Source organism: Maricaulis salignorans (genome assembly GCF_900103475.1).
Classification (GTDB): Bacteria; Pseudomonadota; Alphaproteobacteria; order Caulobacterales; family Maricaulaceae; genus Maricaulis; species Maricaulis salignorans.
In genome coordinates, this window is the sequence record NZ_FNHG01000007.1 from 64,895 (window position 1) to 83,161 (window position 18,267).

General features: G+C 61.3%; 16 protein-coding genes. 10 read left to right on the plus strand and 6 right to left on the minus strand.

The annotated features are described in order from the left end of the window. The first annotated feature begins 206 nt into the window (after positions 1 to 206). The 10 genes from BLT42_RS07510 to BLT42_RS07555 all read left to right on the plus strand — a co-directional run bounded on the left by BLT42_RS07510 (position 207) and on the right by BLT42_RS07555 (position 11,659). The gene (locus tag BLT42_RS07510) at positions 207 to 1,109 is read left to right on the plus strand and encodes a glycine--tRNA ligase subunit alpha (protein WP_091769390.1); all 903 of its coding nucleotides are present in this window, start codon (positions 207 to 209) and stop codon (positions 1,107 to 1,109) included. Continuing rightward, the gene (locus BLT42_RS07515; protein WP_091769239.1) at positions 1,109 to 1,567 is read left to right on the plus strand and encodes a GFA family protein; all 459 of its coding nucleotides are present in this window, start codon (positions 1,109 to 1,111) and stop codon (positions 1,565 to 1,567) included. The genes BLT42_RS07510 and BLT42_RS07515 overlap by 1 nt, the downstream gene beginning before the upstream one ends. A gap of 14 nt (positions 1,568 to 1,581) precedes the next feature. After that, positions 1,582 to 4,029: a glycine--tRNA ligase subunit beta gene (gene glyS, locus BLT42_RS15225; protein WP_091769242.1), complete on the plus strand. Its 2,448-nt coding sequence runs from the start codon at positions 1,582 to 1,584 to the stop codon at positions 4,027 to 4,029. Positions 4,030 to 4,057: 28 nt separating this feature from the next. After that, positions 4,058 to 6,730 (plus strand): pyruvate, phosphate dikinase, encoded by a 2,673-nt coding sequence (gene ppdK / locus BLT42_RS07525; RefSeq protein ID WP_091769244.1) that lies wholly within the window; start codon positions 4,058 to 4,060, stop codon positions 6,728 to 6,730. Between the two features lie 204 nt (positions 6,731 to 6,934). Then, a complete protein-coding gene (locus tag BLT42_RS07530) occupies positions 6,935 to 7,702 on the plus strand; it encodes a cell wall hydrolase (RefSeq protein ID WP_091769247.1) in 768 nt (255 codons plus the stop codon). A gap of 202 nt (positions 7,703 to 7,904) precedes the next feature. After that, entirely contained in the window at positions 7,905 to 8,786 is an 882-nt protein-coding gene (locus tag BLT42_RS07535) for a hypothetical protein (protein WP_091769250.1), read from the plus strand. A gap of 404 nt (positions 8,787 to 9,190) precedes the next feature. Beyond that, the gene (locus tag BLT42_RS07540; protein WP_091769253.1) at positions 9,191 to 9,703 is read left to right on the plus strand and encodes a curlin-associated protein; all 513 of its coding nucleotides are present in this window, start codon (positions 9,191 to 9,193) and stop codon (positions 9,701 to 9,703) included. A 100-nt stretch (positions 9,704 to 9,803) separates the two neighbouring features. Beyond that, positions 9,804 to 10,202 (plus strand): curli-like amyloid fiber formation chaperone CsgH, encoded by a 399-nt coding sequence (gene csgH / locus BLT42_RS07545; RefSeq protein WP_091769256.1) that lies wholly within the window; start codon positions 9,804 to 9,806, stop codon positions 10,200 to 10,202. A 148-nt stretch (positions 10,203 to 10,350) separates the two neighbouring features. Then, positions 10,351 to 10,857 carry a DUF1993 family protein gene (locus BLT42_RS07550; protein WP_091769259.1) on the plus strand — a complete coding sequence of 169 codons (507 nt, stop codon included), beginning with the start codon at positions 10,351 to 10,353 and terminating at the stop codon, positions 10,855 to 10,857. A 154-nt stretch (positions 10,858 to 11,011) separates the two neighbouring features. Beyond that, positions 11,012 to 11,659, plus strand: coding sequence for an LON peptidase substrate-binding domain-containing protein (locus BLT42_RS07555; protein WP_176780293.1), 648 nt, complete (start codon positions 11,012 to 11,014; stop codon positions 11,657 to 11,659). 7 nt (positions 11,660 to 11,666) lie between these two features. Here BLT42_RS07555 and BLT42_RS07560 read toward each other — a convergent pair whose 3' ends face one another. The 6 genes from BLT42_RS07560 to BLT42_RS07585 all read right to left on the minus strand — a co-directional run bounded on the left by BLT42_RS07560 (position 11,667) and on the right by BLT42_RS07585 (position 18,163). Then, positions 11,667 to 12,047 (minus strand): hypothetical protein, encoded by a 381-nt coding sequence (locus tag BLT42_RS07560; protein ID WP_091769265.1) that lies wholly within the window; start codon positions 12,045 to 12,047, stop codon positions 11,667 to 11,669. 272 nt (positions 12,048 to 12,319) lie between these two features. Then, complete coding sequence (locus BLT42_RS07565) at positions 12,320 to 12,619, minus strand: hypothetical protein (RefSeq protein WP_143024078.1); 300 nt, start codon at positions 12,617 to 12,619, stop codon at positions 12,320 to 12,322. A 335-nt stretch (positions 12,620 to 12,954) separates the two neighbouring features. After that, positions 12,955 to 13,809 carry a NaeI family type II restriction endonuclease gene (locus tag BLT42_RS07570; protein WP_091769270.1) on the minus strand — a complete coding sequence of 285 codons (855 nt, stop codon included), beginning with the start codon at positions 13,807 to 13,809 and terminating at the stop codon, positions 12,955 to 12,957. Positions 13,810 to 13,866: 57 nt separating this feature from the next. After that, positions 13,867 to 14,829 carry a DNA cytosine methyltransferase gene (locus tag BLT42_RS07575; RefSeq protein ID WP_091769393.1) on the minus strand — a complete coding sequence of 321 codons (963 nt, stop codon included), beginning with the start codon at positions 14,827 to 14,829 and terminating at the stop codon, positions 13,867 to 13,869. A 182-nt stretch (positions 14,830 to 15,011) separates the two neighbouring features. Next, complete coding sequence (locus tag BLT42_RS07580; protein WP_143024079.1) at positions 15,012 to 16,181, minus strand: PP_RS20740 family protein; 1,170 nt, start codon at positions 16,179 to 16,181, stop codon at positions 15,012 to 15,014. Continuing rightward, positions 16,178 to 18,163, minus strand: coding sequence for an ATP-binding protein (locus BLT42_RS07585; RefSeq protein WP_091769276.1), 1,986 nt, complete (start codon positions 18,161 to 18,163; stop codon positions 16,178 to 16,180). The genes BLT42_RS07580 and BLT42_RS07585 overlap by 4 nt, the downstream gene beginning before the upstream one ends. Between the last annotated feature and the right edge of the window lie 104 nt (positions 18,164 to 18,267).

The following is an 18,267-nucleotide window of genomic DNA, read 5'->3' on the forward strand; positions in this document are numbered from 1 at the left end:
GACGACCGGGACCATTCAAGCGTCGGGCGGGCGCCGCGGCCTGAGCCCCGCGCGACCTCATGCCGGGTGCGGAGGCGAGTCCCGGGCCCTCCGGGCGCGATGTTGCGTCGCAATAAAACAAGGACTCGCGCGCTTGATCCGGCGGGCTGACTTGCCTAGTGTCGGCGCGATTTTTTGATCTTGATTTTTCCAGCGGGAATAATGCCATGGCCGCCGACAAAGCGCCGTCCTTCCAGGACCTCATCCTGCGTCTGCAGCATTACTGGGCCAGCCATGGCTGCGCCATCCTGCAGCCCTATGATGTCGAGGTCGGTGCGGGCACGCTGCATCCGGCGACGACCCTGCGCTCGCTGGGCCCAAGGCCGTGGAATGCGGCCTATGTCCAGCCTTCGCGCCGTCCCGGCGATGGGCGCTATGGCGAAAACCCCAACCGGCTGCAGCATTACTACCAGTTCCAGGTGCTGCTCAAACCCTGTCCGGACAATCTGCAGGAACTCTATCTCGGCTCGCTCGATGCGATCGGGATTGATCGCGACCTGCATGATGTGCGCTTTGTCGAGGATGATTGGGAAAACCCGACCGTCGGCGCCTGGGGGCTGGGCTGGGAAGTCTGGTGTGACGGGATGGAAGTCAGCCAGTTTACCTATTTCCAGCAGGTCGGCGGGCAGGATGTCGATCTCGTTTCCGGCGAGCTGACCTATGGGCTGGAGCGTCTGGCGATGTATGTCCAGGGCGTCGACAATGTCTACGATCTCGACTTCAACGGCGCCAAAGGGGCTGACGCTCTGAGCTATGGCGACATCTTCCAGGAAGCCGAGCGGCAATTCTCCGCCTTCAATTTCGAACACGCCGATGTCGATATGCTGACGCGCTGGTTCGAAGACGCGGCCGGCCAGTGCAAAGCCCTGCTGGCGCTGGAAAAACCGCTGCCGCTGCCGGCCTATGATTTCTGCCTCAAGGCCTCGCACATCTTCAATCTGGTCGATGCCCGCGGCGCCATTTCGGTTGCCGAGCGCGCCAGCTGGATCGGCCGCGTGCGCGAACTGGCCAAGGGCTGTGCCGATGCCTGGGTGGCGTCGGAACGGGTATTGTTTGAAGGCGCGGCGTGATGAAACTCCCCATGCGCGGTGGCTGTCAGTGCGGCGCCATTCGCTACGAGATCACCAAACAGCCGATGACGCTGTATTGCTGCCATTGCACGGCGTGCCAGCAGCAATCCTCGAGCGCCTTCGGCATGTCGATGCTGGTTGAACGCGACGGCTTGCGCTTCCTCAAGGGCGCGCCGACCGCCTTCGCGATGGAAACCGGCAGCAAGACCGCCAAGATGGGCCTGTTCTGCGATGCCTGCGGCACGCGTATCGCCCATGATACCGAGGGCAAGCCGGCGCTCTCGCTCAAGGCCGGCACACTCGACGATCGCGCCCGGCTGCGCCCGGTCGGCCATATCTGGGTGCGCAGCGCCCAGGACTGGGTCGCCTTCCGCGATGACGACCTGATCTATGAAAACGCGCCCGATGATGGCTATTTCGCCCTCATGGAACGCTGGTCCTCCCAAGAACATGCCTGAACGGAACGCGTTTGATGTCTGAACTCCTGTTTGAAATCTTCTGCGAAGAAATCCCCGCCCGCATGCAGGCGCGTGCCGAGGCTGATCTGGCGCGCCTGCTGGGCGACCGGCTCAAGGCCGCCGGGCTGGGCTGGAAGACACTGACCACATTTGCCGGTCCGCGCCGTCTCGGCCTGGCCATTACCGGCCTGCCGCTCAAGACCGAGGATGTCCGCGAAGAGCGCAAGGGGCCGCGCACCGATGCGCCGGAGAAGGCCGTTCAGGGCTTCCTGCGCGGTGCCGGGCTGGACAGTCTGGACGGCTGCGAGACGCGCGACGACAAGAAGGGCCAGTTCTGGGTCGCCATCATTGAAAAGCCGGGCCGCGCGACAGTCGATGTTGTCGCCGAAGCCATTCCGGCGGTGATGAAGGAATTCCCCTGGCCCAAATCGATGAAGTTCGGCGAGGGCGAGAAACTGCAGCGCTGGGTGCGCCCGGTGCATCGTCTGCTCTGCCTGTTTGATGGCGCTGTCGTGCCGTTTGAGGTGTTCGGCATTGTCGCCTCAAACATCACCGAAGGCCATCGCCGCCACGGGCCGGGCCCGTTCGAGATCCGTGATTTCGCGCACTACACCCAGGTCCTGCGCGAACAGGGCCATGTCGTGCAGCAGCGCGAGGCGCGCGAGGCGATCATTCTCGAGGGTGCGCGCAAGGTCTGCCAGGACGCCGGTCTGGAACTGGTCGAGGATGCCGGCCTGCTCCACGAAGTCGCAGGTCTGGCCGAATGGCCGGTGCCGCTTCTGGGCAAGATGGATCCCGATTTTCTCGATCTGCCGCCGGAAGTCATCACCCTGACGATGAAGACGCACCAGAAATACTTCGCCGTGCGCAAGCCGGGCGAAGAGGGCCTGGCGGCGCATTTCGTGGTCGTCGCCAACCAGGCCGCCCCCGATGGCGGCAAGGCCATCGCGGCCGGCAATGCCCGCGTGCTCTCGGCAAGGCTCTCTGATGCGCGGCATTTCTGGGATAATGACCGCAAGACGCCGCTCGACGAGATGGTGAAAGAGCTCGGCAAGGTCACCTTCCACGAAAAGCTCGGCTCCGTCGCCGACAAGGTCGAACGGGTCGCCGCCCTGGCGCGCGAACTGGCGCCAATCGTCGGCGCTGATCCGGACCTGGCTGAAAAGGCCGCCCGCCTGGCCAAGGCCGATCTGGTCTCCGAAATGGTCTATGAATTCCCTGAGCTGCAAGGCGCGATGGGGCGCTATTACGCGCTCGATCAATGGCGCGCGGCCCAGGCCCCCTCCGGCCCCTCCGGGGCCACCTCCCCCATGAATGGGGGAGGACAAAATGGCGATGCGCCTCGTCTTCCCCCGCTTGCGGGGGAAGTGGGCCGGGCAGGGCCCGGCTCGAAGGGGGGGCTTGATTGGGCCACGCTCTGCGAAGCCGATGCCTACGCCGTCGCCGATGCCTGTCGGGACCACTACAAACCGCAGGGCCCGACCGACGATGTGCCGACTGCGCCGGTGACCATCGCCGTCGCACTGGCGGACAAGCTCGATACGCTGGTTGGCTTCTGGGCGATTGATGAGAAGCCGACCGGCTCGAAAGATCCGTTTGCGCTGAGGCGGGCGGCGCTGGGGGTAATTCGGATATTGCTTGGCGGTAAAGCACGAATGCCGCTGGCTCCTGAAATCAAACAGGCTGTTTGGGAGCTGGTGCGCCCGAATTTCGACGAGCCCGGCAAAAATTGGCGGTTCCACGACCGTTGTAAGCACGTCCCTGACGGAAGGGAGCTTGGCGAACCCATTGCTGCCGAAGGCCAAATGGATTCCTCCTCCCACCGGCGGATGGGCCGATTTCAAGGGGGGCTGATGGAGGGGCACCAAATTTTCAAGGAGGATTGGACGGCTGCCTGTCTTGCCGACCGCCCGTCATGTGACGAAATTATCGCCGACCTCCTCGCCTTCTTCGCAGACCGCCTCAAAGTCCATCTCCGCGATGAGGGCATCCGCCATGACGTCCTCGACGCCGTGTTCGCGCTCGGCGATGACGATCTCGTCCGCGTCACCAACAAGGCGCGCGCGCTACAGGCCTTCCTCGATACCGATGACGGCGCGGCGCTGCTGGCCGGCTTCAACCGGGCGGCGAATATTCTCAAGTCTGAGGAGAAGAAGTCCGGCGAGACCTTTGACGGTGCGCCCGATGCGGCCTATCTCGCTGGTGCACCGGAGGCGCCCGAACAGGCGCTGATCGCGGCGCTCGAGGCGGCGCGTCCCAAGGCCGATGCCGCACTCGCCGCCGAAGACTTCACCGCCGCCATGGCCGCGCTCGCGCTTCTACGTGCGCCAATCGACGCGTTTTTCGAGACTGTCACGGTCAATGCAGACGAGCCTGCATTGCGCCGCAACAGACTCCTTTTATTGTCCGATATCCGGGCGGCGATCTGTGCCGTGGCGGATTTCAATCGGATTGATGGTTGATGACGATGCTTGAACAGGGATTGAAGTCATGACTGCAGGCAATAAGTGGGTTTACGCGTTCGGTGCCGGCTATTCGGAGGGCGAGGCAGGGATGCGCGAGCTGCTCGGTGGCAAGGGCGCCAATCTGGCCGAAATGGCGACGCTCGGCCTGCCGGTCCCGCCAGGCTTCACCCTGACAACCCAGGTCTGCACGGCTTTCTACGAGAACAAGCGCCAATTCCCGGCCGACCTCAATGAACAGGTCGAAACCGCCCTGGCCAAGCTGGAAGCGACAGCCGGCAAGGTGCTCGGTGATCCGGCCAATCCGCTGCTGGTCTCGGTGCGTTCCGGTGGCCGCGCCTCGATGCCGGGCATGATGGATACCGTGCTCAATCTCGGCCTCAATGACGAAACCGCCGCGGGTCTGGCCGAATTGTCGGGCGATCGCCGCTTTGCCTATGACAGCTATCGCCGCTTCATCCAGATGTATTCCGACGTCGTGCTGGGCGTCGATCACGCGATTTTCGAAGACATTCTCGACGGCTTCAAGGACGAGAATGACTATTCCCTCGACACCGATCTGAGTGCCGATGACTGGGAGCAAATCGTCAGCCGCTACAAGACCGCCGCCGCCACCGCGCTCGGCCGGCCTTTCCCGACCGATCCGCGCGAACAGCTCTGGGGCGCGATCGGCGCTGTCTTCATGAGCTGGATGACCGAGCGCGCCAAGACCTATCGCCGCCTGCACGACATCCCCGCCAGCTGGGGCACGGCGGTCAATGTCCAGGCCATGGTGTTCGGCAATATGGGCGAGACCTCGGCGACCGGCGTGGCCTTCACGCGCGACCCGTCGACCGGTGATAGCGGCTATTACGGCGAATTCCTCGTCAATGCCCAGGGCGAGGATGTCGTGGCCGGCATCCGCACGCCGCAATGCCTGACCGAGGCGATGCGCGAGCGCATGGGTGATCACTCGCCCTCGATGGAAGCGGCGATGCCGGAAAGCTATGCCGAGCTGTCGGCAGCCTTCGACAAGCTGGAGCGCCATTATCGCGACATGCAGGATATCGAGTTCACGGTCGAACGCGGCCGGCTCTGGATGCTGCAGACGCGTACCGGCAAGCGCACGGCCAAGGCGGCCCTGCGCATCGCCACCGACATGGCCCAGGAAGGCCTGATCACCGAAGAAGAAGCGGTGATGCGGATCGATCCGTCGCATCTCGACCAATTGCTGCATCCGACGCTCGATCCGAAAGCCGAGCGCGATGTGCTGACCACCGGCCTGCCGGCCTCTCCGGGCGCGGCGACCGGGCGCGTCGTGTTCGATTCCGACGAGGCCGAAGAGCGCGCCAAGGCGGGCGAGAAAGTCATCCTCGTGCGCATCGAGACCTCGCCGGAAGATATTCACGGCATGCATGCCGCTGAAGGCATCGTCACGGCCCGTGGCGGCATGACCAGCCACGCTGCGGTCGTCGCGCGCGGCATGGGCCGGCCGTGTGTCTCCGGTGCCGGCCAGATCAAGATCGATTACGCCAAGAAGCTCTTCATGGTTGGCCGCCGCACCGTGCATGACGGTGAAATGGTGACGATTGACGGCTCCAACGGCCAGGTCCTCTATGGCGAAGCCAAGATGATCAAGCCGGAACTGACCGGCGAATTCGCCATCCTGATGGGCTGGGCTGACAAGACGCGCCGCATGAAGGTGCGCGCCAATGCGGAAACGCCGCAGGATTGCCAGACCGCCGTCGAGTTCGGCGCCGAAGGCATCGGCCTGTGCCGGACCGAGCACATGTTCTTCGATGCCGACCGCATCGCCGCCGTGCGCGAAATGATCCTGTCGAATGACCAGGATGGCCGCGTCACCGCGCTCGACAAGATCCTGCCGATGCAGCGTGATGATTTCGCGCAGATCTTCCGCATCATGGGCGAGCTGCCCTGCACCATCCGCCTGCTCGATCCGCCGCTGCACGAATTCCTGCCGCACACGGAAGAAGACGTCATGGACGTCGCCACGGCGACCGGCCTGCCGGCAGAGCAATTGATGGCGCGGGCGCGCGATCTGGCCGAGAGCAATCCCATGCTCGGCCATCGCGGCTGCCGTCTCGGCATCACCTTCCCGGAAATCTACGAGATGCAGGCGCGGGCCATTTTCGAGGCCCAGATTGCGGTCGAGAAGGAAACCGGTTTCCAGCCCCTCGCCGAGGTGATGATCCCGCTGGTCGCCACCGTCGCCGAATTGTCCATTCTCAAGGCGCGGGTCGCCGGGGTGGCCCAGGCCGTCGCCGAGGAGACCGGTGCCAAGCCGAAATACCTGATCGGCACCATGATCGAATTGCCGCGCGCCTGCCTGATGTCGGGCGAGATCGCCAAGGATGCCGAATTCTTCTCCTTCGGTACCAATGATCTGACCCAGACCACATTTGGCCTGTCACGCGATGATGCCGGCAAATTCCTCGGCGATTATCTCGAAGCGGGGATTCTGGAAAAGGATCCCTTCGTGACGATTGATCGTGACGGCGTTGGCGATCTGGTCCGTATCGCCGTGGAACGCGGCCGTGCGACCCGCCCCGAATTGAAACTCGGGATATGCGGCGAACATGGCGGTGATCCGGCATCGATCGATTTCTGTGAGGACGTCGGACTCGATTATGTGTCCTGTTCGCCCTATCGCGTGCCGATTGCGCGCCTGGCCGCGGCCCAGGCTAATTTGCGACGGAAATGATAACCTGTTGAACTTCGTGCGTGAAATGGCTCTTCTCTTGTTCGGGGAGAGTCATTTCTTATTTGTAATCGTGCCGCGTGCTTGACCAGATCGGTCTGTTCTCATAGAGGACAGCGCTAATTTTCAAGCAAAGGCGGGTTAGCTTTTGCGTGGTACGGTCATTGCAGCGCATTGATTCGACCGGGGTAGAAACCAGGAGTGCGAATGAGTTCGGACGCAGTACGTAGACAGCAAGAGCAGGTCGCGACCGCCTTTTATACGGTGGCGTTCGTCCTGTTGTGCCTGCTGACCGTACTGGCGCTGAACGCCGCTTCCCAACGGGCCCGCGAGCAGGACGAGACCGTTCTCTGGCAGTCCCTGGCCCAGCGCTACCTGCATGCCGGCGATGTCGAGACCGCCTGGGACGCGCCGCGTACCCTGCAGATCGCCGCACTTTCGCTTGAAGCCGATCGCGTCCGCGGTGCCGTCCTGACCGAGCGCCCGATCGATGATTTGCGCACGTTCGACAGCACGCATTTCTCGATGGCCGCCGATTTCACCGCCGAGCTGAATTGCCTCTCCCAGGCGATCTATTACGAATCACGCAGCGAGGCCTTTGTCGGCCAGCTCGCCGTCGCCCAGGTGATCATGAACCGGGTTCGCCATTCGGCCTATCCGGACACGATTTGCGGCGTTGTCTATCAAGGTTCCGAGCGTAGCACGGGGTGCCAGTTCTCCTTCACCTGTGACGGGTCCGCCATGCGCACCCCGCGCGGCCGTGCCTGGCGCCGGGCCGAACTGATCGCGCAACATGCCTTCATGGGCTTCGGCCGTGATGTGACCCGCCGGGCCACCCATTACCACACAGTCGCTGTTGACCCGCACTGGAGCGATACGCTGGTGCGGACCCGCCGGATCGGTACGCACATCTTCTACCGCTTCCCGACCCGCACAGAGCGTTCGGCCGGTGTTGTGGCGGGGCGTGACGCCTGACCGGCGGCATCGCCAGGACGACGCGACAGAACAAGACCCCGGAGCGATCCGGGGTTTTTCTTTGCCCGGGGCTCGGGGCCCTGGCGCGCGGGCTCAACGGGCCATGCGGGCCCGGCATGCTTAACGATATTGGTTATTAAGACATTGCTGCAAAGCTTCCGGCGTCAGGGATTGCATCAAACGTCCCGGTTTCGGATCAGGCATGAGCGCTTCAACCTCTACCACCACCCCGCAACGGCTCTGGCTGTGCATGAATGACAGCCCGCGCTTGCGGACCCTGTCGAGGGTCCTGGCGGAGGGCATGGATGTCACGGTGTATCTGGGGCCTCAATCGGTACCCGATGGTCCTGTCGCCGTGATGCTGGTCGATGATGCCAATGCCGCCCTCGTGGAAACCGCGCGGGACCACGCGGCCACAGCACAAAAAATCGTCCTGGTGACGAGTGGTTCCCGGCGGGCCGGGGCGGCCGATCTCTACCTGCCCGGTGATATTGATGCCGGCCCGCTTGCGACGGTGATTGAAGGTCTGCTCGCCTATCGCGAGTTCGAGATCTCGCCGGCGGCGGCGCTTGAGCCGGTCATGACCCTGCACAATGCCACATTCAGCGTCCGGACCATGGCCGAGGCAAGCCGGCTGGCCAATTTCCTCGCCGCCACACTGCCACGCGCCTGTGAAATGGCGGTCGGGCTCTATGTCCTGCTCGCCAATGCCATCGAATTTGGCAATCTCGGCTTTTCCGCTGCGGAGAAGGCCCAGGGTCTGGCAACCGGCAATTGGCGGCGCAAGCTCGCGCAGCGCCTGGCCGAGCCGGGCTTTGCCTCACGCTGTGCCAGTATCGAGTTTCAGCGCGGCGAGCGCCTGGTCACCATCCTCGTCCAGGATGATGGTGATGGCATCAGCGTGGAAGCTGACATGTCCGGTGATCCGGAACGGTCGAGCTATCGCAGCCGGATCGTGAAAGTTCTCAAATCGCTTGGCTTCGCCGAGCTGACCTGGCTGAGTGCGGGCGTCACTGCCGCGGCGAGTGTCGTGCTGGAGCCGACTGCAAGGCTGGTTACCGGCCGCGCCGCACCGCGGCCCTGACCCGCCAGCCTCGTCCCCGGCACTTGCTGCCAGACACTCCCCGCCTGATACCGCCCGCCTGATACCGCCCGCCTGACGTCGTCTGGCTGACGCCGTTTGCCTGGCCGTGCCGCCGCGATTCTGCGGTTTCAGCCGAACAGTCCCGAATCGGCCCCGGTTTGGCGTCGCCGATCCGCCCGGCTTGAGCGGGACCCGTATCGCCGGGATGGTCCATGCCCCCATATTGCTCGCGAGCCCGCGCAGGGCAGGACTTGTTTTTCAATAGTTTAGACGCGGACATCTGGCATTCATCGACCTGTCGGCTTTCTGAATGGCGCCCTCAGGATCGGCTCACATGGCTTCAACTAGAACAGCATCAGTCTTCGATGCATTGGGCGTCGGGCCACACCAAATGGAGTTAAGCCATGAAAATTCGTCTTTTCCTCGCCAGCGCCCTCGTCGCTGTTTCTGTCCTCGGTACGGTTGGTGCTGCTGAAGCACAATCACGCAATCGCGTCGCCATCAGCCAGCAAGGCTATAATAACGACATCGCCGGTCGCCAGAATGGCCACCGCCAGTCGATGGTGATCAATCAGCGCGGCGATCGTCAATATGTCACCGTGATCCAGGACGGCGCCCGCAACGGCACCACGGTCGGTCAGTCCGGTCGCTATAACCAGGCCCATGTCGACCAGTTCGGCCGCAGCAATGATGCGGTGATCGGTCAGCAAGGCCGGAATAATTACGGCACCAGCGTCCAGACCGGCAATCGCAATCTTTCGGGCATCGCCCAGATGGGCCGCAACAACACCGCGACGACGAACCAGTATGGTTCCAATAACGGTGTCGGCATCATCCAGGTTGGCAATGGCCAGAACGCCCACGTCAACCAATCCGGTAGTGGCAATGTCACCCTGGTCATCCAGGGCGAGCACTAACACCGGACGCAGGCTCGGGGAGGGCAGGTCAGCCCTCCCCAAACGGCCATTCCGGCCAGCCCGCCACCCATGAAACCCCGCAGTCGAGAAGGAGACTGTCATGAGCATGAATATTCTGGCTGCCAATGTCGCAGCAATCTCTGGCGCAGCCCTGCTGGCACTCCAGCCTGGAGAGCCTGATGGCTTTGCCCACTCGGCGGCCGATGCGGCCCGTTACGCGGACTCAGCCTGCCATATCGAGCTGGCCGCGACACCGGACGGTCTGTTGATCACGGCCTGGGGTGAGGGTGAGGCGGGAAGCAATTACCGCATGGTTGTCACCCAGCGCACGGGCGGCGGTGGCTTCGACATTGTCCAGGAGGGCGATGTGCCGCTCAGCGGCAGTGAAGACACGCTGTTATCCGACATCCTGCTCGACACCGATGCGGATTTCTCGGCCCGGCTGTCGACCTGGAATGCCAGTGGCGACCCGGTCTGCAACTGGAATGAACGGGTCTGATCGAGACCGGCCATTGCGGGCTTTCCGTGATGGCCGGTTCGCAGACCGCCAGGCCCGGATCCGGCCATAGCAGGTATTCACCATCCCGCCTCTGGCCCTTTGTCTCGAACGGCCCCATCTGGTGGCTTCCAATCAAGGGGAAGTCATCATGTCCATTCCATTGTCATCCATTGCCAAAACCCAGCTCGACCAGACCTATCGCGCGCTGGACGGTATTCTCGCCAAGGCCGCGGCCCACGCCGCCGAGCACAAGGTCGATGAGGCGGTTTATCTCGACTGGCGCCTGACGCCCGACATGTTTGCGCTCAAGCGCCAGGTCCAGCTGGTCAGCGATTTCTCTGTCCGCGGCCTGTCGCGCCTGGCCGGACAGGATCCGGTCTCCATCCCCGATACCGAAGCCACATTTGATGATCTGCGTGCCCGTCTGGCCGCCGCCCGCGCCGCCGTCTGGGCCCTGCCGGCCGCCGCGCTTGATGCCGAGCCCTCGGGCGAGGTCACCTTCCCGGCCGGCCCCGGCAAGGAAATGACCCTGCCGCGCCATGCCTTCGTGCAGAATTACGTCCTCGCCAATGTCCTGTTCCACGCCTCGATGGTTTATGCGGTGCTGCGCAGTATCGGCGTTCCGGTCGGCAAGCGCGACTTCCTCGCCGTCTAGGGCGAGGAGCGCTCACGCCTGTCCCGTCACCCCTGCGACCGGCATGCCTCAGCCCAGGCGGCGAGGCGTGCCGGTCCGGGGGCTGCGCCATCAGGGGCACAGAAACCCCGGCCACACCCTTGGCGGCGGCGCCCGGCCTTCCTATCTCTGGAACATGAACGAGACACAGACACTGCCCGCCTCCCTGCCGCTCTTCCCGCTCGCCGGCTGTATCCTCCTGCCCGGGGAATTACTGCCGCTGAACGTGTTCGAGCCGCGCTATCTCAACATGGTCGATGATGCCCGCCGCGAGGGTGGGCATATCGGCATTATCCAGCCGCAATCCGGCGATGCCGCCGCGCCCGCGCCCGGACAGCCGGCCCTGCATCGGGTTGGCACGGCCGGGCGTATCAAATCCTTCGTCGAGACCCGTGATGGCCGCTATCTGCTGACCCTCGCCGGGGTCAGCCGTTTTGCCCTCAATGCCGAGGCGCAGGCCGCTAGGCCCTACCGGGTCGGCCGGGTCGACTATAGCGGTTTTGCCCAGGACCTGGCACCGCGTCCGGCGCTGCAGGGTGACCGCTCGCGGCTGATCCGCCTGCTCGGCGTCTGGCTGGCCGGCGAGAATATCCAGCTCGACTGGAGCGGGCTTGAACACATGCCTTTCGAGGCCCTGGTCGACCGCATTGCCATGCTCGCACCCTTGCCGCCCCAGACCCGCCAGGACCTGCTCGAGGCGTCCGGCAGTGCGGCGCGTGCGGTGATGATTGAAGCGCTGGTGGCCGGCCTGATTGCCGCCCGGGCCGGTGGCCGGCCGCAATAGGCTTGCCTCAGGGGCGCTGGGCGCGAAGCCAGGCGAGCGCCTGCTCGCGCGAGCGGAAGGCGCGGGCGACACCATCCATCTTGTCGATCACCTGCAGGGCGGTGCGCAACTGGTCCTGCTGGTCGCCGCGGCCGATGAAGGCCAGCGGCATGCCGCGGCACTGGCGGCCAATGTAGCGGATGCGGGTTTCCAGCTCGACCTTTGAGAAATTGAAGTCGGCGGCGCGGATGTCGAAGGCGGCGAGCCGGATAGATTCGCTACGCAAAAGACTGTTGAAGGCGCGCTCACCATCGCTGCCGGATTTCGACACGCGCGGTCCCTCGCTCCGCATTTCCAGCAGACCGTTATCAATGCGTATCTCGAACTCACTGGTCGAATACGTGCGCAAACCGGATATTTTCCCCTGATCCTCAAAATCAACGACAGCGTATGGAGGTGAAGTTTGCAGAAAATGCGGCCACAACGCGACATTTTGCCCACTTTTGCCTTAATCTGGGGCGAAGAATTCCGCACGACAGCGGTGTGAGACAGAATTTTGTCCATACTTTCATGTGGTCAGCCCAAATCATGCGCACAGGACCAATGCCGGGGGCGTGCCAGGGCCAGGCGGGGCTGGAGCCGGCGAATGCCGACATAGGGCGCCTGGCGCCGGCGCGGCGTTCAGGGCTGTGACAGGTCTCGATCTCGCGGGAATAGCTTGCGGCGAAGATCATCGCGCAACTGCTCCGCTTCCGCTTCCGGCAGCCCGACCGGCTGAGGGTGCAGCGCCGCCTCGGCCGCCTCGACGGCCGTTGGCGGTTCGCCATCCTCATCGATCGGGTTGCCAGCCGGCCCGGCATCCATCTCCGGCGCGGCCGGCAAAACCTCCTGTATCAGATCCGCCTGCCGCCAATGCCCCCGCGCCGCCCATTGATACAGCGTCGAGACCGGCACCGACAACGCCCGAGAAATCTCCGCCATCCGACACCCCTCAGCGCGCATGGACCGCGCCCGGGCTTCCAGGCTTGCAACACGTTCAGGAGATCTGCGGGTTCCGGCCATGCGGGGGAGTACAGGGCTGGACGGGGAGAGGGGGATGACAAGGTATTGATTTTTTTTGTTTGGTGTTGCTTTTGGGAGCAGGGTCCCAGCCCAGACCCGCCCATAATTCCCTTGCCTGGAACTCCGCCGTATCAAAGCCGCGCCGTCAAGGCGCATGCCCGCTTCGCGGCGCCGAAGGCGGCCTTGACGGCGCGGCTTTGATACGGCCCGCTAGCTGGCATGGGGGTTGGGGGGAAATTGCGTGTGTCCCGCTTTCAATTGCTCACAAAGCCTGAGGCATGACGCTCTTTCTTGAGGATGATCTCACGGTCCCGCTGGTCGCGCGGTCGGAAGGCCATGACGTATTCCCGGCCAAGCTTGATGCCTAGGTGGCGCAGGAGAGGGCCGTCTTGGGTCCCGCTCAATACGACGATGCCTCTCGGGTGCAATTGATCGCGTGCGCCGCCGTTCCGCCTAATGCGTTTCATGGGATCGAGCTGGTGGCCTACGGTCTGGATTACCGAGCGATGCAGGGGCTTGCCCAGGAAGAGTTCGAACAAGGCTAGCACGCGTTCGGTCCCGCTTTCGTGCAAGAATATCTGCTCCGCGTCGTTTGCGTTGACTGTTTCCCAGATATTGACCGGGAATGGCTCTTGGTAGGCCAGCCAGTGAATATTGTCCTTGCTGGCTTTGCTGAAGCTTCTCTTTCCATCCCGGTTCTTGCCAGGATTGAGGCTTCCGTCCACGGCCATTGCAAGTCCAAAGCTGAACAGTGATTTGGCGACATCGGCTTGGCAGAGGATGCAGGCATGGCCCACGGCTTCGGGCGGAATCATCCAGTTCTCGCGGGAGGTGAATTTGACATCGACATCATGGGCGCCGATCCGGAAGTCGAGCTTGCCGCGGGGGAAGTTCAGCAATTGGCGCAACGCCGCCTCGACTTTAATGCCCAGAACAGCTTTCTCGTTTGGGTCTAGCTCCGCAAACCGAAGGCGGCGTGTGCGGGGCGCATCGATGAGCTCGTCGATCGCCTGTCTGAACAAAAACGGCAGTTCAGACAGTAGGGCCTGCTCACCACCGGCAGCTGCCACTATCCGTCGCCGAATTTCAAAAATTGGAGTGTCTGGCATCTCTCCGCCCCCCGGGGTTGCACGGGAAACAGATATCAGGCCGACTTAACCAAACCTTTAAGCGACCGTCCTGACGGGATAAACCAGTTTTGCGGATTGGAGCGCGGTGGCCAGCTTGGTTGCAACGGCCTGCGCCACCGGCGGCGGGAATGCATTCCCAACCTGCCGGTAGGCCGCCGTCTTCTTGCCGGTAAACTCCCACTCGTCCGGGAAGCCCTGGATGCGGGCGACCATTGGGACGGTGAGGCGCGGCATGCCCACGAAGTCCGGGTCGGGCGCTTCGTTGGCGATGGTCTTGCCATTGACGCCGAGCGCGGCCCAGGCGGCCTTGGCGCGGGTCGGGCCGAGGTCGGGGCCACCATGCTTCTTGGAGCCGCCGACAATGGTCGGGGCGATGGTATTGGCGCGCTCGCGCCAGAGATCGGCACCAAGCCAGCCGCGCGCGGCCATTTGGTCATGCAAGGTCTCGCCAACCGTGGCGGCTTTGCCCGGGCTTGCGCCGGGCCAGGCGAAATCATCTTTGAAGGCGTCTTTGATGGCGACGATAATGACGCGCGGGCGCAATTGCGGGACGCCATAGTCGGACGCGTTCAGCAATTTCCATTGAGTGTGGTAGCCCAGCTTGCGGAGCTCAGCCTTCAGATGAGCGCGATAGTCTTCGAATGCGGGGCTAAGAAAGCCGCGCACATTTTCGATCATCACGGCGCCAGGGCGGATCTCGTCGATAATGTCGAGGGCGGCGGGGAAGAGATTGCGTTCATCGAGCTCACCAAGCTGTTTGCCGGCGACGGAGAAGGGCGGGCAGGGCAGGCCGCCGGCCACGAGGTCAACGCCTTTATAGGCGCTGACGTCAAACTGGCGGATATCGCCTTCCCAGACATTCCATTCCGGCCGGTTGTGCCGCAGCGTGCGGCAGGCATCGGCATCAATCTCGGCGACACACTCATGGGAAAAGCCCGCACCCTCCAGGCCAAGCGCCTGGCCGCCGGCGCCGGCGCAGAGCTCGACTGAGCTGAGCATGTTGGAGAGATTGAATTGGCTTTGACGCGACATATTGTGTCCCCAAGTGTTGCCCCACACTAAATACTGTGGCTGAAGTGAACAATAGAACAAATAGGGAACATACTGTGTTATACACAAGATGTCTAGCGTTTCGGCGCAGCGCCCCTGCCCGTGCGCGATCAAAATAAACTAAGCTTGGTCTATCGGGCGCGCAGGCCCTGCCTGGCATGCCTGTCTACCCACGTCTGCCAAGCGTCTACGTCATAGTTGCTCGCTAGCAGCAGTTTACGCGTTCCGGAGATTGCCGCCTCCCTGGTCTTCTCGTCACTATCCATCGCTTGATCGATATCCCAGAAGCGCACTTCGACCTTCTTCGCGACTGCCGCGGCCGCAGCGGCCTCGACCAGAGGCGCTGAGGCCGGCTCGGCCAGGAGTGTTTGAGGTCCCGTGTTCAATCGGAAGGCAACGGCAAGCATATCTGGCTCCGTGTGGGCGACGCGATAGGCATAGCAACTGATCATCTCAACGGATCCCGGAAAATTGGGTTGCCGGGACAAGACGGCCAACAAGAACTTTCCAACACCGACTGCAAAAAGGCGTACAAGACGTTCGTCTGGCGCGGACAGAATGTTGCGCACACACTCCTCAAAGTCGCCAAAATCAGCCCCGACAGCGGCCGAGATTTCTACATCAAAGTTGCTCTCGGGACGTGCTAAATTGTCCTTAATTGCGTTCCAGATTTCTTGTATGTCTCCAACCAATCCGTCCGTAGTGACACGGGTGGTAAGGTACAGCAACCAGGGTTGGGCGGCGCCCAGTTGATGCGTGATCAATGCTTTGAGCGAAGCCATATTTGTTGGGCGCTCGACGGTTCCATTGCCGGTCAAGTGATCACAGAAATCCAAATTCACAACATCGAATTTTCGAGACCCTTTCAGTAGCTGAGCGGCTTGTGACGACGGGACGGCAATTTGTTCTAGGCGGTCCGGTGTTATTTGGCTGGCATCGGATACTCTATCGGCCTGCTTTAACGCTGCCTCAGCGGGGAACCAAAACTCATTCCCCCTCGGTTCGGCCTCGCCAGTGCCGATAAAGCCAAGATATTCCAGCTCGATGGTGAATTTTGCACATATGTCGCTCAATACTCGCACGTCCCACATATCTGGGCCCGGAAGCGTGAGGTAATTCAATCGGCGGTTGGCGCAGGGGTACTTTTTTAGGTGACTCGTGAGTGCGGAGCCCCACTGGTAGTCTCGGACTATTTGCTTCACAGGCAGGTGCCATGGTGCAAAATCCCGAGAGCCAGCGGGAACGTCTTCAGGACGTTGACCATAGATTTCATCCAGGTCGATATCAGGAACGTCGCTCAACGGACGACCTTCAATATTTGCGCTACAATTTCTGCATGTTGGTCAAACGACTTTTCAGTCAATAAATCGAAAGCAAGTAAGATTTCATATATGGCCGTTGCTTGACGCTTCACTTCAGGGTCAAGCGTCGAAGCCCCAATTGACTTGGAAATTTCCGATTCATCCAGTGTCAGATTGCCATCGTCTCGGGAGCGATTTATCTCTGCAAATTCAGAAAAAACTTCAATACTTGGTCGTGGCTCGTCTCCACGCTCTCGTTGCCAGAGCTCTTCTAGGCTTGATTCAATAAAATCTTCATTGTTTTCTATAAAATGCAGCTTGCGCGTATCCCGCAGTCGCCTGGAAATTTCTTTATGCTTGTTGGTTAGTTTTCTAAGTGATCTGTGAAGCCAACTCTGTACGAACTGTATATGGGGGTGGGCATAATTGAAGGACTCTCGGTCGATATTCAACGCAGCATCGACACCATCATGAACAAAAATCTCCGACACAATTTGCCGTAATCTTGTGGTCTCAGAGATCTTGTAGTTCAAAAAGCTTTCATCAAAATACGCGGAGCTTGCGCCACGAATTCTGATTAAAACGCCATTATTGTCTCGTGGAATTACGCGCCCATTCCAAAACAAATATCCGTCAAAGGATAGATCGCCACCCCGAATAGTCGGGTCAACCTTTGATAGGTCGGGTTTGAATTTGCCAACAAACAACAGTGAGTTGGGCAGCCCGCGTTCGCCTGTGGAAATGTGGCGGTACCGAATCGGGCGTCGGAGGAGAATTCCATCGACATCCACATCGAAGCTACCGACTGGCGTTTGCTCGTTCTCCATCAGCAGCGGGGCGCCAGCTACTTGATCCCGGGCGGCCTCCCTGACGGTACAGCCTGAGGTCAAGTCCAACTCCTGGGCTGGAGTGCTGGAATCTGGTGGCAACCAAAAGGCTTTGATCGAGTCTTTCGCTGAGAGCTCGAATGGGGACGGTCCCACGTAGCGAACTGGCGACGACAGCGCTAGGTTCCAAACCATGTGGAGGTAGGCGTCCAGCGAGGATGAAAGATCTGGCCGTTGAACTCTGGTTGTTTGGCTTTCGACAGCATCCATCAAAAGCGACATCCGCTCATCGGCGGGCGTGTCGCTGCTCCATGGAAGCGACGGCCCACGCTTTATCTCTCCCTCGCGAGTGGCGCCAACGAATTGCCCAATATGGTGAGCAGGGACAGATTCTTTTATGCTGGCGAAGGTGTCCCAATCATTTGAAAGGGCAGCTTTGTCTTTTTCGTCGATGAGGCGCCAGCGGTCGGTCGAGGAGAGAATTTTTCGTACGTTTGGTTTGACATAGCTAATAATTATGTCGGTCCCGTGCGCATATGTGTCCTCCGTGGGTTCGGTTTTTATGAAGACCTTCCCCGATCGAAACGAGTCTTCGCCATCTCTTGAGTCGCCCTGCGCGCTATTGTCCTCTTCGTAGGTTCGAAGGTGAATCTCGGCTATCGTACGGTAAGATTCACCCTCAACCTTTGTTGCGATTGTGAACTGCCTTGCGAGTTGGCTAACGGCGAACATGCCAACGCCGATTTTGCCTATAATTGGTCGTCCGTTTGGCGTGAGGCCGACATCGGCTTTTGAGGTGATGCCGAGTTCCTTGCCCTCATGTGTCCGTTTGGCACTTCCACCAATGGACTTGATCAACCGAGTGAGGGTCTGAAGGGACATTCCCCTTCCGTCGTCACTCACCGTAACCCTGGAAAATCTAGGGGCGTCCGTGTGGATAGTAACGCGCGACGCGTCTGCATCCCAAGCGTTCGAAATTAGTTCCCGAAATGCTGCTGCTGGTTCGCGGTAAATTCCGTCGGTGACGCGGGCGATCACCCGATCGCTTGCTTCCAAGTCCGTCACGACAAAGCCACCGTCGTAGCTTTCACTGCGGAGGTAGTCTTGAACTTCTTGGCCGTCCTTGCGGAATGGGATGGGCTCTGCGTCCTGCATTTTTTAAAGTTGCATAGACATTGGTACGATAGTCAACCAATTCTGCACTCAATTCTGTCGATTCCTGCGTGCGCTGGATAATGCTCCAGGGATGAAAACTTGAT